This is a genomic window from Caballeronia sp. LZ032, from assembly GCF_031451315.1.
In the GTDB taxonomy this organism is placed as follows: Bacteria; Pseudomonadota; Gammaproteobacteria; order Burkholderiales; family Burkholderiaceae; genus Caballeronia.
Genome location: NZ_JARUXP010000001.1, coordinates 563,702 through 578,151 on the forward strand (window position 1 = coordinate 563,702; position 14,450 = coordinate 578,151).

General features: G+C 64.7%; 13 protein-coding genes. 2 read left to right on the top strand and 11 right to left on the bottom strand.

Annotation, left to right across the window (positions count from 1 at the left end; translation table 11 throughout):
- Nucleotides 1–252: 252 nt before the first annotated feature.
- On the top strand, nt 253–750 hold the full coding sequence (locus QCE69_RS02610) for a plasmid fertility inhibition factor family protein (RefSeq protein WP_309914158.1): 498 nt from the start codon (nt 253–255) through the stop codon (nt 748–750).
- 82 nt (nt 751–832) lie between these two features.
- Here the strand turns inward: QCE69_RS02610 and QCE69_RS02615 are convergent, their stop codons facing one another.
- Nucleotides 833–1,885 carry a LysR family transcriptional regulator gene (locus QCE69_RS02615; protein ID WP_309931526.1) on the bottom strand — a complete coding sequence of 351 codons (1,053 nt, stop codon included), beginning with the start codon at nt 1,883–1,885 and terminating at the stop codon, nt 833–835.
- Between the two features lie 510 nt (nt 1,886–2,395).
- On the opposite strand from QCE69_RS02615, the gene QCE69_RS02620 reads away from it, so the two are divergent.
- Complete coding sequence (locus QCE69_RS02620) at nt 2,396–3,241, top strand: aldo/keto reductase (RefSeq protein WP_309929328.1); 846 nt, start codon at nt 2,396–2,398, stop codon at nt 3,239–3,241.
- 24 nt (nt 3,242–3,265) lie between these two features.
- On the opposite strand, the gene QCE69_RS02625 is transcribed toward QCE69_RS02620, so the two are convergent.
- From QCE69_RS02625 to QCE69_RS02670, 10 genes are all read right to left on the bottom strand, one after another.
- Entirely contained in the window at nt 3,266–3,697 is a 432-nt protein-coding gene (locus tag QCE69_RS02625; RefSeq protein ID WP_309914164.1) for a hypothetical protein, read from the bottom strand.
- 99 nt (nt 3,698–3,796) lie between these two features.
- Nucleotides 3,797–5,863: an ABC transporter ATP-binding protein gene (locus QCE69_RS02630; protein ID WP_309929330.1), complete on the bottom strand. Its 2,067-nt coding sequence runs from the start codon at nt 5,861–5,863 to the stop codon at nt 3,797–3,799.
- On the bottom strand, nt 5,860–6,726 hold the full coding sequence (locus QCE69_RS02635) for an ABC transporter permease (protein WP_309914169.1): 867 nt from the start codon (nt 6,724–6,726) through the stop codon (nt 5,860–5,862). Before QCE69_RS02635 ends, QCE69_RS02630 begins: the two co-directional genes overlap by 4 nt.
- A complete protein-coding gene (locus QCE69_RS02640) occupies nt 6,723–7,754 on the bottom strand; it encodes an ABC transporter permease (RefSeq protein WP_309914172.1) in 1,032 nt (343 codons plus the stop codon). Before QCE69_RS02640 ends, QCE69_RS02635 begins: the two co-directional genes overlap by 4 nt.
- A gap of 22 nt (nt 7,755–7,776) precedes the next feature.
- Nucleotides 7,777–9,441: an ABC transporter substrate-binding protein gene (locus tag QCE69_RS02645; RefSeq protein WP_309929332.1), complete on the bottom strand. Its 1,665-nt coding sequence runs from the start codon at nt 9,439–9,441 to the stop codon at nt 7,777–7,779.
- Between the two features lie 138 nt (nt 9,442–9,579).
- A complete protein-coding gene (locus QCE69_RS02650; RefSeq protein ID WP_309807436.1) occupies nt 9,580–10,062 on the bottom strand; it encodes a cupin domain-containing protein in 483 nt (160 codons plus the stop codon).
- 134 nt (nt 10,063–10,196) lie between these two features.
- Nucleotides 10,197–12,302, bottom strand: a complete 2,106-nt coding sequence (gene fusA, locus QCE69_RS02655) for an elongation factor G (protein ID WP_309929335.1) — start codon at nt 12,300–12,302, stop codon at nt 10,197–10,199.
- Between the two features lie 198 nt (nt 12,303–12,500).
- A complete protein-coding gene (locus QCE69_RS02660; protein WP_404987349.1) occupies nt 12,501–12,980 on the bottom strand; it encodes a DUF192 domain-containing protein in 480 nt (159 codons plus the stop codon).
- A gap of 264 nt (nt 12,981–13,244) precedes the next feature.
- Nucleotides 13,245–13,448 carry a hypothetical protein gene (locus QCE69_RS02665; protein ID WP_309807438.1) on the bottom strand — a complete coding sequence of 68 codons (204 nt, stop codon included), beginning with the start codon at nt 13,446–13,448 and terminating at the stop codon, nt 13,245–13,247.
- A 396-nt stretch (nt 13,449–13,844) separates the two neighbouring features.
- Nucleotides 13,845–14,420 carry a pseudouridine synthase gene (locus QCE69_RS02670; protein ID WP_309914178.1) on the bottom strand — a complete coding sequence of 192 codons (576 nt, stop codon included), beginning with the start codon at nt 14,418–14,420 and terminating at the stop codon, nt 13,845–13,847.
- Between the last annotated feature and the right edge of the window lie 30 nt (nt 14,421–14,450).

The following is a 14,450-nucleotide window of genomic DNA, read 5'->3' on the forward strand; positions in this document are numbered from 1 at the left end:
GAGGCGTGTATGACGGCCGCGTGACAGCCGCGCCGCCGCTTTCGCCAGTCTGTTCAATTCTGGCAACAAAAGCACGCCACGTGCCCGTCACGGCGCTTTCATGAATCGCGTCTAGGGTGTAAAAGTTTAGCTGGGCCCGAGGTTCGCCGAGAGAGAACCGCGAGGCAGATCAAGCGGAATGTTCAAGCGAAGCATGGATGCGAAACACGCGCGCACGGGGCGCGCGCGCCGCAGTCTTCATCAGATACCGACATGGACACGATGGTTACGCCGACCGCCGCAGAAGCGGTCTGGATCGTCAGGCTCCAGAGCCATCCGCAGTATGACTTCGTGCGTCTGAAGCGGGTCTTCACTGGCCGTGACTCGCGCCACCGGGTCGTGCTCGTCGACGTGAGGAAGTTGCTCGCGTGCGCCGATCGCGACGACACCGACTACGTGCTCAAGGCCGTCGACGACTGGCATGCCGGCAAGGTGCGCGGCATCCGCGAGTTTCTCGACCCGGACAATCCGCGTGTGCCGGAGATGCCGTACGTGACGATCAGCGTGCGGCGTTCGCCCGGCTTGCTCGGGTTGCTCGGCGTGCATCGGGAAGGGGTCGTGGCCTTTCGCAACGGGCAGCATCGCGCGCGCTACATGGCTTATGCGGGCGCGTTGTGCATGCCCGTGGAAGTGCACGAGCGCGAAGCGCCGCTGCTGCACGAGATGTGCGCAGCGCCGGATGTGACCAGCGCTGAATACGGCGAGACCTGAGCACGGCGCGCTCCGCGCGCCGCGCAGGCAGGGCGGGACGGACCGCGATCGCGCCGTCCGCCGATGCAACCGGAACGCCGCTTCAGTTCGCGGCGGCCGGCACGGCGTTGACCGAGGCCGGCATCGGCTTGAGCGCCAGGTGCGGCGCACGGAAACCCTCGTCCGGCATGCTCGTGGACGTCGCGAAACGCTGGCTGAGATAGTCCAGCGCGTAGTCAACGAAGAAGCGCGTCTTGGCCGGCAAGTACTGGCGTCCCGGATAGACGATCGACATCTTGATGTCCGGGTCGTCGATGGCGTAATCGGGCAGCAGGCGGACCAGCGTGCCTTCCTTCAGGTCCGCATTCACGATGCCCTCCGGCAGGATCGCGAAGCCGATGCCCTTCAGCGTGCCCAACCGCACCATCAGGCCGTTGTTCACCGTATAGACCGGCGCGAGCGTGATCTGGTCGGCGGCGCCGAGGTGATGGCGGAAATGCCAGGTCAGATTGCGCATCTCGTTCGGCAACGCGACCGCGGGCAGTCCAAGGAGATCGGCGGGCGCGACGGGCGCGCCGTGCTGCGCGATGAACTCGGGCGTGGCGACCGGAACGAAGGCGTTGGTGCCCACGGGCCGTTCGACCAGCGCCGTGCTCGACACCATGTAAGCCGTGACGATGCCGACGTCGTAGCCGTCCTCGACGAGATCGACGTGGCGCTCGGCGAGCGTCAGACGCACATTGACCTTCGGATGCAGCCTGCGGAAGCCGTCGATGAGCGGCGTGAGCGTCAGCAGCGACAGCGCGCTCGATGCCACGACACGCAGCGTGCCGCTCGGTTCACCCTCGGTATGGGTAATGGCGGATTCGAGATGATCGAGTTCTTCGAGTAACGCGCGGCAACCTTCGAGATAACGGGTGCCGGCTTCAGTCAGCGAAAGATTCCGTGTGGTTCGATTGATTAACCGGGTTTTCAAATGCGCTTCCAGCATCGCGATGGCTCGCGTAACCAGTGCATTCGATACATCGAGTTGTTGAGCAGCCCGGCGAAAGCTTTCAGTATCTGCCACCCGCACGAAAACCCGCATTGCATGGATCTGGTTCATTGTTGCCCTCTCACTGTTGGAGTCATACAGGCTCGCACCCGCCTGCGTCATATCCCAGGCATGCGTCCAGTATTTGAACACCCCCGTTTCTTGTGGAAATAATATTGATCGCCGACGCGAATTGCAATATCCAATTCTTTAAAGTTTTGCTACCAGTTTCTGATATTTTCGTCATTTTCGAATATTCTTTTATGAGGAATCGCCGGAACGCGTTTTTTGGTACGAAAAATGAAACCGATCAGGGGATAAGAAGATGAATGTTCGACCGCAGCGAATTTATATTTCATCGAATTCGAAACCGTATGTTGCATTCATTTACCGACGTTTGCATTAACTGAAGCGGACGCTGGAATTAACTCCGGGAGTCATAAGCGAGCGCGTGGAAGTATGTGTAGTCAATACTCTGAATGACCACTGGAGTCGGTCTTTCGCATGCGAATCACTTTCTTCGTTCACGCGTTCGGTATCGGGCTCGCAATGAATGACTTGCCAAGGCGTCTTCACCAGGCGCTGCGGGCGTGTTCCGTGCTTTGTGATCGGCTGGCTTATCAGGAGGCTCGAATGACCCTTGCCGAATCAACCGTCACGCTGCCGAGCGGCGAAACTCTTCCGAAACTCGGACAGGGCACCTGGGAAATGGGCGACCGCCCGAATGCGCGTGCCAAGGAAATTGCAGCCTTGCGTGAGGGCGTCGAGTTGGGCATGACGCTCATCGATACTGCTGAGATGTACGGCGACGGCGCGAGCGAGCAATTGATCGCCGAAGCGCTCGGCGACCGGCGCGACGCGTTGTTCATCGTCAGCAAGGTGTATCCGCACAATGGCAGCGAGGGCGGCGTTCAGGCCGCTTGTGAACGCAGCCTAAAACGCCTGAAGACCGACCGCATCGATCTGTATCTGTTGCATTGGCGCGGCGGCGAGGATCTGGAAGGCGTGCTGGCCGGCTTCGAAAAATTACAGCGCGACGGCAAAATCCGCCACTGGGGCGTGAGCAACTTCGACACCGACGACATGGAAGAGCTCTTCTCCCTGGACGGCGGCAACGCCTGCGCGACCAATCAGATTCTCTATAACGTCGCGCGGCGCGGGGCGGAATTCGACCTGCTGCCGTGGCTGCGCGAACGCCGCATGCCGGCCATGGCGTACAGCCCCGTGGATCACGCGCGCCTGCCGCGCGGCGGCGCGCTGGCAAAGATCGCGGCGGCGCGCGGGGTGTCGGCGTTCCAGGTGGCGCTGGCGTGGGTGCTGAAGCAACCGGCGGTATTCGCCATTCCAAAGGCGGCGGACGTCGCGCATGTCCGTGAGAACCGCGCGGCGCTCGACCTGGAACTGTCGGCGGACGAACTCGCCGACATCGATCAGCAGTTCAGGCCGCCCCAGTCGAAGCGACCGCTCGAAATGCTGTAGCAATTGCTGTGAAGCCGCGCCTGCTCAACTGCAGGCGTGATGCGCGTGCACCGAGCCCAGCACCGCCACTTCGGCGGGCGTGCGCTTCAGGTCGTCTTCGTTGACCTGCTTCGCGTCAGCGACGAAATCATCGATGATCGACGACACCTTCGTGTCCATCAGGCACAGCGATACGCGCCTGGTCTCGGCCTCCGGCAGCGACATGCGTTGCGACAGGAACAGTACGCCGTACTGATAGCCGCGCACGATGCCGCGTACCGCGCCCAGGCACTGCGCCAGTGCGGCGTTATCCGACTTGTTGGCGCACTGCTGCGCGAGCGTGTAGGCGGAGAAGGTCGGGTCGGAGGCGCCGGGCGTTGGGGCGGGCGCGGTGGTCTGTGCCTGGGCGGCGAAGGTGACGGCGAAAGCAGCGCCGGCGACGAGCGATGCGCGGGCCATGGAACGGGCGGGTTTCATCGGTTGAATCCTCATTGTTGTTGAACGTCGAACCGATGAGAGACGTGGCGGACCGCTTTGGTTCCGGCCAATGCTTGCGCCGGGCGGCCCGCCGTGCAATCAACTCTCCCGGCGCTGCAACGCTCGCAACTCTTCCACCGGAATGTGGCAATGAATCGCGTGGTCGTTGCCGGCGGCGCGGCAGGGCGGCGTTTCGGTTTCGCACACCGCACCGATCTTGCGCGGGCAGCGCGTATGGAACACGCAGCCCGACGGCGGATGGGCCGCGCTCGGCAGGTCGCCCGACAAACGAATGCGCTTCGCATGCGTGCCGTCGAGTGACGGCGCCGACGACAGCAACGCTTCGGTATAGGGATGCTGCGGCCCGCCGAAGACATCGGCGGCGCGGCCGATCTCCATGATGCGGCCGAGATACAGCACCGCGATGCGGTCCGACAGATACCTCACGACATGCAGATCGTGCGAAATGAACACGTAGCTGACGCTGCGTTCGCGCTGCAGGTCGGCGAGCAGGTTGAGGATGGCGGCCTGCACGGACACGTCGAGCGCGGAGGTCGGTTCGTCGCACACGACCACGCGCGGGTCGCCCGCGAACGCCCGTGCGATCGCCACGCGCTGCTTCAGGCCGCCCGACAATTGCCGGGTGCGCGCGCCGAGATAGCGCGCCGGCAGCCGCACGGCTTCGGTCAGCTTGTGCAGTCGCGCCTCTTTCGCCGGGCCATGCAGCGCGGCGAGCTTCGACAGCGAGCGCGCGATCAGCTGCCGCACCGAATGCGCGCGATTGAGCGCCGAGTCCGGATTCTGAAAGACGATCTGCAACGACTTCACCTGCTCGTCGCTGCGCTGGGTGACGCGCTCGGGCAGGCTGGCGCCGTCGAGTTCGAGCGTGGCGCCCTTGTCGGGCGAGACGAGCCCGAGCAACAGCTTGGCGAGCGTCGTCTTGCCGCTGCCCGATTCGCCCACCAGCCCGAGCGTTTCGCCCTGCACGAGGTCGAGCGAGACATCGTGGACGGCGCGCACGTCTTCATCGCCGACCCGGAAGGTCTTCGACAGATTGCGCGCCGACAACGCCGGCTGTCCCGTGCCGTTCGCGACGGGCACCGGCGCTTCGTCGGTGGCGCGCGGCAGGTCTTGCGCACGCTCGTGATAATGGCAGCGCGCCATCTGGTCGCCGTGCGCGGCGGCCACGCGGTAGGGTGGCGGCGCGTCCTTCAGACAGCGCTCGTCGGCGAGCTTGCAGCGCGGCGCGAAGATGCAGCCCTGCGCGATCGCGCCCGGCAGCGGCAGCGAGCCGGGAATGGTGTCGAGCCGACCGGTTTCCTTGCTGCGTCCCGCGCGCGGCAGGCAGCGCAGCAGACCCACCGTGTACGGATGACGCGGCTGCGCGAACACGTCGGCGGTCGCGCCTTCCTCGACGAGCTTGCCGGCATAGAGCACGCCGACACGCTCGCACATGCGCCCGATCACCGCGAGGTTGTGGCTGATGAAGAGCACGGCCGTGCCCAGCTCGGCGCGCAGCTGCGCGATCAGATCGAGCACTTCGGCCTCGACGGTGGCGTCGAGCCCGGTGGTGGGTTCGTCGAGGATCAGCAGTTCGGGATTGCAGGCCAGCGCCATCGCGATGACGACGCGCTGTTGCATGCCGCCGGACAGCTGATGCGGGTAGCTCTCCATCACGCGTTCCGGCGACGCGATGCGCACGCGGCGGAGCATGTCGGCGGTGCGGGCGAGGGCTTCGCCGGCGGAGGCGCCCGTGACTTCGAACGCTTCGGAGACTTGCCGCGCGATCGTCAGCGACGGATTCAGCGCGCGCCCCGGATCCTGATAGACCATCGAGACGGCGTTGGCGCGCATGCCGCGCAGCGCATCGGCGCTGAGCCCGGCGACATCGCTGCCGGCAATCGTGATCTTGCCCGCCTTCACGCGGCCGTTGCGCGGCAGATAGCGCAGCACCGCGAGTGCGGCCGTCGACTTGCCGCAGCCCGATTCGCCGACGAGCCCGTACGCCTCGCCGCGCTTCACGCGCAGGGTGATGTCCTGCAGCACATCGCGTTCGCGTCCGCGCGACCGGTAGGCGACCGTCAGCCCGACGACGGTCAGTGCGTCGGCCTGATCGCCTTTCGCGGCGCCGAAGGTGGGGAAGGCAGAGGGCGGCGGGCCGTTCATCGGTCGAGCACTCCCTGCACGGCGTCGGCGACCAGATTCACCGCGACCACCAGCGTGGCGATCGCGGCGGCATCGAACACGACCGTCCACCACGCGCCGCCGGCCATCAGCGTGTAGCACTCGGAGAGCGCGAGACCCCAGTCGGCGGACGGCGGCTGGATGCCGAAGCCGAGAAAGGAAAGCGTCGCGACCGCGAAGATCGCGTAGCCAAGCCGTACGGTTGCTTCGACGATGATCGGCGGCAGCACGTTCGGCAGGATCTCCGCGAACATGATGTACAGCGCGTTCTCGCCGCGCAGTTGCGCCGCGAGCACGTAGTCCAGATGACGCTCGCCGAGCACGGCGGCGCGCACCGTGCGCGCGGTGATCGGCGCGAAGGTCAGGCCGATGACGAGGATCACCGTGGTATTGCTCGCGCCCACCGCCGCCAGCGCCAGCAGCGCGACGATCACGAGCGGCAGGGCCAGCAGCGCGTCGATGGCGCGGCCGATCACGGCGTCGACCCAGCCGCCGAAGTAGCCGACCATCAGGCCGATCGCCGTGCCCGCCGCGGTGCCGAGCAGCGTGGCGAGCGGCGCGATGGTGAGGATGTCGCGCGAGCCGACGATCACCCGCGCGAACACGTCGCGGCCGAGCTGATCGGTGCCGAACCAGTGTTCGGCGGAAGGCGGCGCGAGCGAATTGAGCGGGTCGGAGGCGAACGGGTCCTGCGGCACGAGCCAGTGGCCGAACAGCGCGCACAGCACCCAGAACAGCAGGATCAATACGCCGAGGTCGAAGCTGCCCGAACGCGCGAGCGCGCCGAGCGCCTCATAGCGGCGCGGCTTGACGGGCGGGGAGGCCGGGGCGGCGGTCGTGCTCATGGTGCGTCTCCGCTGGATTCGGACGTGCGCAGGCGCGGATTCAGCACCACATACAACGCGTCCGCGATCAGGTTCGCCCCGGTGTAGATCACGCCGATGGTCAGCACGCCGGCTTCGAGCATCGGAAAGTCCTTGCCCTGAGCGGCGGTGTAGATCAGCGAGCCGATGCCCTGATAGTGAAACAGCGTCTCCACCACCACGAGGCCGCCGATCATGTAGCCGAGCTGCGTGGCGGCCACGGTGATGGTCGGCAGCAACGCGTTGCGCAGCACATGCCGCAGGATCACGACGCGCTGCGGCAGGCCTTTCAGGATCGCGGTGCGGGTGTAGTCGGCGTCGAGCGCCTCGACCGTGCCGGCGCGCGCCATCCGCGCGATATAGCCGAAGAACACGAAGACGAGCGGCAGCACCGGCAGGACCAGGTGTTCGAGCTGCGTGAAGAAGCCTGCGCCGGCGGGCGCGGTGGCTTCGATCGGCAGCCATTGCAGCCACACGCCGAAGATCAGGATCAGCACGATCGACGATACGAATTCCGGCACGACCGTCGCCGTCAGTCCGCCGATGCTGATGAGCCGGTCGATCCAGCGGCCCGCGTGGAGCGCCGCGTACACGCCGCCCGCGATGCCGAGCGGCACCACGACGACGAACGCCAGCGCGCCGAGCTTCGCCGAGTTCCACAGCGCGCCCGCGATGAACGGCGCGACCGGCGCGCGGAACGCATAGGATTCGCCCATGTCGCCGCGCAGGAAATGGCTGATCCAGCCGCTGTATTGCGTGAGCAGCGGCCGGTCGACGCCCAGCTGATGATTGAGCGCCGCGACCGCGCGGGCGTCCGCGAGCGGGCCGAGGATCGCGCGGCCGACATCGCCCGGCAGCAACTGGCCGCCCGCGAAGACGATCATCGACAGCAGCCAGAGCGTGATGAGCGCGAGCAGCAGCCGCACGCCGACGAAGCGCGCGATGCGGCGCAGTTTCGCGGCGCCGTTGCCCGTCGTGGCCACGCGCGTGGTGGGCGTGAGGGTGCTCATCGCGTGAACCTCCTAGCCGCGCTCAACCGGCCGCCACCGTCGCGCGGTCGAACCACATTTGCGAAATCGCGTTGAAGCGCACGCCCGAGACGGTCGCGCGCGTGACGATCAACTGGTCGTAGAAATAGGGAATCACGACCGGCGTTTCGTCGAGCAGCAGGCGCTGGATCTGCCCGGACAGCTTCTTCTGCGACGCGACATCCAGCGCAGCCACGAACTGCGTGACCAGCTTGTCGTACTCCGGGTTCTTGAAGTGCGCCGCGTTCCAGGTGCCGCCGCTCGTCAGCGGCGCATTCAGGAACACGTTCGGCACGCCGCGATGACCGTAGTCCGTGATGCCGAGCGGCGAATCGAGCCAGTCCGACTTGCCGAAAGTGCCCGAGCCGTAGTACAGGTCCTGGCTTTCCACCTTGAGCGTGATGCGGATGCCGATCGCCTTCGCCGCGTTCTGCACGACCACCGCGAGATCGGGAATCTCCATGTATTTCTCGGTGGTCAGCGTGATGTCGAAGCCGTTCGCCACGCCCGCTTCGCCCATCAACTGCTTCGCCTTCGCGATATCGAACTTGCGCTGCGGCACGCTCAGGTCGCTCGACGGAAACACCGGCGCGAACGGACTGTCGTTGCCGACCTGCGCGCGTCCGCGGAACAGCCCCTTGACGATCACTTCGCGATTGATCGCGAGCGCCAGCGCCTGGCGCACGCGCTTGTCCCTGAACGCGCCCATGTCGCAGCGCATGTGAATCTGCCGGTGCGAACTCGACTTCGTGCCAAGCACCTTGAACTGCGGATTGGTCAGCATCGAGACGCCGCCCTGCACCGTGAAGTCGCCCATCACGTCGGCCTGGCGGCCCTGCATCGCGAGCAGTTGCGCCTGCTGATCCGCATAGAACGAAAAGCTGACACGATCCGGCAGCGACTTCTCACCCCAGTAGTCGGGATTGCGCACGAACGAGGCGCCGACCTTTGGCGTGTACTTCTCCAGCTTCAGCGCGCCCGTGCCCATGAAGCTTTTTTCGTACGGGCCGGTGAAGTTCGCCGGCAGGATCACCGCGTTGTACGTATTCGAGGACACGTAATACGGAAAATTGCCGTTGGGGGCGTCGAGGTGGAATTCGACCGTGTGATCGTCGACGGCCTTCGCCGAATCCTTCGACAGCACGCCCTTCAGCACCGACAGCGCCGCCGAGCCCGCGCCCGGATCCGACAGCCGGTTGAAGGTCGCGACCACGTCTTTCGCGCTCATCGGCTGGCCGTCGTGGAACTTCACGTTCGGGCGCAGCTTGAAGGTCCAGACGTCGCCCTTGTCGTTCGACTTCCACGAGAGCGCGAGCGCCGGGCGCAGCGTCAGGTGCTCGCTGTCATCGTCGATCAGGAATTCGCCGGTCTGGTTGATCAGCGCGAGACCGGCGGCGTCGGTGACGGTGAGTGGATCCACCGCGCCCGCCGGCGTCAGATGCGCGACGCGGATCGTGCCGCCCGGCTTGGCCGTGCCCTGCGCACGCGCCGACGGCATGCCGAACAAGCCGCCCGCCGCGAGCGCGAAGCCGAGCACACTCGCATGGCGCAGCAGCTCGCGGCGCGTGAGGCGCCCGGCCATGAATTCGTCGATCGCATGATTGCCCAGTTCTCCCGCATGCGGGCGGGCGAGGTCGAGGAGAGGCGCGTCGGTGGAAGATGTCTTCATCGTGTGCGGATGTTGTAGTTGTCGCGCCCGCGCCGGGTTGCGCCGGGCGGGCGATCAGTTGAGCCGCGTCGAAAGCGCCGCCGCGTCTGGCCTGGGTAGCAAGATACGCGCCGCGCCGCCGTCCTCAGCGTGCCGCCCTCAATGGTCGTGCGGATGCTTGTGAATCGGATCGACCCAATAGACTTCCTCGGGCTGCTCAACGGCATCGATATTCAGGTTCACGACGACCGCTTCGTTGTCGCTGCGCACGAGCACGCATTCGAGCGGCTCGTCGGTCCTGGCGTTGATTTCCTGATGCGGCACATAGGGCGGCACGAAGATGAAGTCGCCCGGACCCGCTTCGGCCGTGAATTCGAGATGTTCGCCCCAGCGCATGCGCGCCTGGCCGCGCACGACATAGATGACGCTCTCGAGTGCGCCATGATGATGCGCGCCGGTCTTCGCATTCGGATGGATGGTGACGGTGCCGGCCCAGATCTTCTGGGCCCCGACGCGCGCGGCGTTGATCGCGGCGGCGCGGTTCATGCCGGGCGTCTGCGCGGTGTTGGTGTCGAGCTGATCGCCCCGGATGACCTTGACGCCGTGTTCGCGCCAATCGATATGCTGATGTGCGTCGCTCATGTCGCGGTTGTGTCGCGGTTGGGTTGTATCGTCTGCGGATAGAAGAAGTCCGTTGCGGCCAACCCTGCGCCGGCAACGGACCTCGAGGCTACAGGCATGCTACACGCATTTGCGCGCGCGCCCGGCTTGCGTTTCTACTTCGACTTCGAGTTGATGATCGCCTCGGAGACGTTCGACGGCGTCTCCGCGTAGTGCTTGAACTCCATCGTGTAGGTGGCGCGGCCCTGGGTCAGCGAGCGCAGCGACGTGGAATAGCCGAACATCTCGGCGAGCGGTACCTCGGCGCGCACCAGCTTGCCGCCGCCGCCCGCGATGTCCTCCATGCCCTGCACGATGCCGCGCCGGCCGGACAAATCGCCCATCACGTTGCCCATGAAGTCCTCGGGCGTCTCGACCTCGACGGCCATCATCGGTTCGAGCAGCACGGGCCGCGCGCGGCGCATGGCTTCCTTGAAGGCCATCGAGCCGGCCATGCGGAACGCGTTTTCGTTCGAGTCCACGTCATGGTAGGAACCGAAGGTCAGCCGCACTTTCACGTCGACCACCGGATAGCCCGCGAGCACGCCGGCCTTCAGCGTTTCCTGGATGCCCTTGTCCACGGCCGGGATGTATTCGCGCGGAATCACGCCGCCCTTGATCTGGTCGACGAACGCGTAACCCTTGCCCGCGTCCGGTTCCAGCGCGATCACCACGTGGCCGTACTGGCCGCGTCCGCCCGACTGCTTGACGAACTTGCCTTCGACGTCCTCGACCTTGTTGCGCACCGTCTCGCGATACGCGACCTGCGGCTTGCCGACGGTTGCCTCGACGTTGAACTCGCGCCGCATCCGGTCGACGAGAATTTCGAGGTGCAGCTCGCCCATGCCGGAGATGATGGTCTGGCCGGATTCCTCGTCGCTGGTCACGCGGAACGACGGATCTTCCTGCGCGAGCCGGTTCAGCGCGATGCCCATCTTTTCCTGGTCGGCCTTCGTCTTCGGCTCGACGGCCTGCGAGATCACCGGCTCCGGGAAGATCATCCGTTCGAGAATGATGACCTTGTTCGGATCGCACAGCGTGTCGCCGGTCGTCGCTTCCTTCAGGCCGACCGCCGCGGCGATGTCGCCCGCACGCACTTCCTTGATTTCCTTGCGCTCGTTGGCGTGCATCTGCAGGATCCGGCCGAGACGCTCCTTCTTTTCCTTGACCGGGTTGTAGACCGTGTCGCCCGAATTCACCACGCCGGAATACACGCGGAAGAAGATCAGCTGACCCACGAACGGGTCCGTCATGATCTTGAAGGCGAGCGCGGAGAACGGCTCGTCGTCGCTCGGATGACGCTCGGCTTCCTGGTCGTCTTCGGTGTGACCGAGAATGGCGGGGACGTCGACCGGCGAGGGCAGGTAGTCGATCACGGCGTCGAGCATCGCCTGCACGCCCTTGTTCTTGAACGCGCTGCCGCACAGCATCGGCACGATTTCATTGGCGACGCAGCGCTTTCTCAGCGCCGCCTTGATTTCGTCCTCGGTCAGACTCTCGTGATCTTCCAGATATTTCTCGAGCAACTCCTCGCTGGACTCGGCCGCGGCCTCGACCATCTTCTCGCGCCACTCGTGGGCGAGTTCCCTGAGATTGTCGGGAATCTCCTCGTAGCTGAACTTGATGCCCTGGCTTTCGTCGTCCCAGACGATCGCCTTCATCTTCACGAGGTCGACCACGCCCTGGAAATGCTCTTCCGCGCCGATCGGAATCTGGATGGGCACGGCCACGCCCTTCAGGCGCTCGCCGATCTGCCGCTGCACGCGGAAGAAGTCCGCGCCGACGCGGTCCATCTTGTTGACGAACGCAATGCGCGGCACCTTGTACTTGTTCGCCTGGCGCCACACGGTTTCGGACTGCGGCTGCACGCCGCCGACCGAGTCGTACACCATGCAGGCGCCGTCGAGCACGCGCATCGAACGCTCGACTTCGATGGTGAAGTCGACGTGTCCCGGCGTGTCGATGATGTTGATGCGGTGTTCCGGATAGTTGCCTGCCATGCCTTTCCAGAAGGCCGTGGTGGCGGCGGAAGTGATCGTGATGCCGCGTTCCTGCTCTTGTTCCATCCAGTCCATCGTGGCCGCGCCGTCGTGAACCTCGCCGATCTTGTGCGTCACGCCGGTGTAGAAAAGGATGCGCTCGGTAGTCGTGGTCTTGCCGGCATCGATGTGAGCGCTGATTCCGATGTTCCGATAGCGCTCGATGGGAGTCTTGCGGGGCACGTGAACCTCCTGTGGATGAAACGACCCGAACAGGCAGTGCAAAGCCCGTTCCGGCCCATGCGAATCTTTGAAGAATAGCGCGTCGGCAGGCTTTTTGCAGGAATCACGGAAGGCGCGCGGCAGGTTCGGCAGTCGAAAAAAAACCGGCGGGAGGCGCCGGTTTTGATCATCGGAGGTCGTCTGTTCTGACGCGTCGTTTCACTGCGCGCGCGGCAGTCCCTTGATCTGCATGCCCGGCTTGATGCCCTTCGCGGCGAACCAGCCCTTGCTCATTTCGAGCGCATACACGCCGTTGTTGCGCGGGCAGTGATTGTTCTCGGTTTCGGCCTGCATCTCGTCGATGTCGGTGATCGTGCCGTCCGCGCGGATGAAGGCGATCGACAGCGGAATCAACGTGTTCTTCATCCAGAAGCAATGCACGGCGTTTTCGTTGAACACGAAAAGCATGCCTTCATTCGGCGCAAGCTGGCTGCGGTACATGAGGCCTTGCTCGCGATCGGCGTCGTTGGCGGCGACCGCTGCATCGATCACGAACATGCCGGCGGTCAGCTTGGCGCGCGGGAAATCGGAGGGCTGCTTGGCGCCGGGCGGCATGGTCTGCGCCTGGGCCGTCTGCGCGAGCGGCAGCGCCGCGCACGGCAGGGCGAGCGCGATCACGCACGCGCGCACCAGCTTGATGAGGTTGAGTCGTTGATTCCGGAAACGCGCGACGGCACGCAAGACGAGATTCACGGCAAAGCTCCCTTATTCATTCGATTGCAACTCTGTTGCCCACTGTTGCTCACATTCTCTTCGAGCGCGAACCGGGCAAACCCCGCGCATGTTACTCGATGCGGCAGTACAAAACAAAAGGGCAGACGCCTTGCGGCGGTCTGCCCTGCAACGCCGTAAGGACGGCGGTAAGACTCGTTCTTTACAGCTATACGGCGTGTTGCAGCAAACTTACTGAGCTGCCGAAGCGGCTTCCGGAGCCGAAGCTGCCTTCTTGTGCGACTTCTTCGACGACTTGTGCGACTTCTTGTGAGCCGACGACTTGTGAGCCGACGAAGCAGCTGCCGGAGCAGCAGCGGCCGGAGCCGATGCGTCTTGTGCGAAAGCAGCGGTTGCGAACAGGCCAGCGACGAGAGCAGCGATCAGTTTGTTCATTCTGTAAATCCTCAGCTTGAGTTGATTTAACCAAGACGACCCGGTCATGGAGTCATGTCGGTAAACGAGCCACCTACCTTTCGGTTGACAGCCGTATCGATTGATTTAAAGACGACACGCCTGTGAACGTTGAACCTTTCAAACACCCTGGAGCACACAGCGTGCTGTAATCGGTTATTCGCTCATGCCGGATAGCTTTTCGCGGCATCTGGGGCCCTTAACGCAGCGCGCGAAGAGTCGGTTGACGCGGATTTCAGGAAATTGCACAGCAGAACCGAAAAAAATCTGGCCGGCGCGAAACGCCGCGAACTGCATTAGCCGATCTTCATGACACGCGTATTCATGTGCGCATCGAAGCTCACTTCGCGAAGAATTTTTGCGAACGATGAATGGGATTCACCGAAGGCGTTGCCAGGGCGCGGCCGGCGGTACATCGACGGACTGACCCGGCGCAAGTCCGAGCGTGAAGATGTCGAGGGCGCCGACGGCAATGCGCACCAGCCGCAGCGTCGGAAAGCCGACCGCCGCCGTCATGCGCCTCACCTGACGGTTCTTGCCCTCGCTGATGGCGAGTTCGATCCACGTCGTCGGAATCGCCGCGCGATAGCGGACCGGCGGCGTGCGAGGCCAGAGCGCCTGCGAGGCCTCGTCCGCGACGAAGCGGGCGCGGCATGGACGCGTCACATAGTCGCCGAGATCGACGCCACGGGCGAGATGCGCGAGCGCCGCGTCATCCGGCGCGCCTTCCACCTGCGCCCAGTAGCGCTTGACGAGCTTGTGGCGTGGCTCCGCGATGCGCGCCTGCAGGGCGCCGTCATCGGTGAGCAGCAGCAGGCCCTCGCTGTCGGCGTCGAGCCGTCCCGCCGGATAGACGCCCGGCGTGCTGACCCAGTCCGCGAGCGACGCGCGCGTTTCATGCGCGGAGAACTGGCAGATGGTGCCGAAGGGTTTGTTGAGGGCGATCAATGGCATGCGAAGCGCGCGCGGCTAAAGTGATGGGTT

Bases quoted from the DNA above. Each gene is read 5' to 3' on its own strand.
- QCE69_RS02670 (WP_309914178.1), bottom strand. From the start codon at position 14,420: ATGCCATTGATCGCCCTCAACAAACCCTTCGGCACCATCTGCCAGTTC.
- QCE69_RS02665 (WP_309807438.1), bottom strand. From the start codon at position 13,448: ATGAACAAACTGATCGCTGCTCTCGTCGCTGGCCTGTTCGCAACCGCT.
- QCE69_RS02615 (WP_309931526.1), bottom strand. From the start codon at position 1,885: ATGACGCAGGCGGGTGCGAGCCTGTATGACTCCAACAGTGAGAGGGCA.
- QCE69_RS02630 (WP_309929330.1), bottom strand. From the start codon at position 5,863: ATGAACGGCCCGCCGCCCTCTGCCTTCCCCACCTTCGGCGCCGCGAAA.
- QCE69_RS02640 (WP_309914172.1), bottom strand. From the start codon at position 7,754: ATGAGCACCCTCACGCCCACCACGCGCGTGGCCACGACGGGCAACGGC.
- QCE69_RS02625 (WP_309914164.1), bottom strand. From the start codon at position 3,697: ATGAAACCCGCCCGTTCCATGGCCCGCGCATCGCTCGTCGCCGGCGCT.
- QCE69_RS02645 (WP_309929332.1), bottom strand. From the start codon at position 9,441: ATGAAGACATCTTCCACCGACGCGCCTCTCCTCGACCTCGCCCGCCCG.
- QCE69_RS02620 (WP_309929328.1), top strand. From the start codon at position 2,396: ATGACCCTTGCCGAATCAACCGTCACGCTGCCGAGCGGCGAAACTCTT.
- QCE69_RS02610 (WP_309914158.1), top strand. From the start codon at position 253: ATGGACACGATGGTTACGCCGACCGCCGCAGAAGCGGTCTGGATCGTC.
- QCE69_RS02650 (WP_309807436.1), bottom strand. From the start codon at position 10,062: ATGAGCGACGCACATCAGCATATCGATTGGCGCGAACACGGCGTCAAG.
- QCE69_RS02635 (WP_309914169.1), bottom strand. From the start codon at position 6,726: ATGAGCACGACCGCCGCCCCGGCCTCCCCGCCCGTCAAGCCGCGCCGC.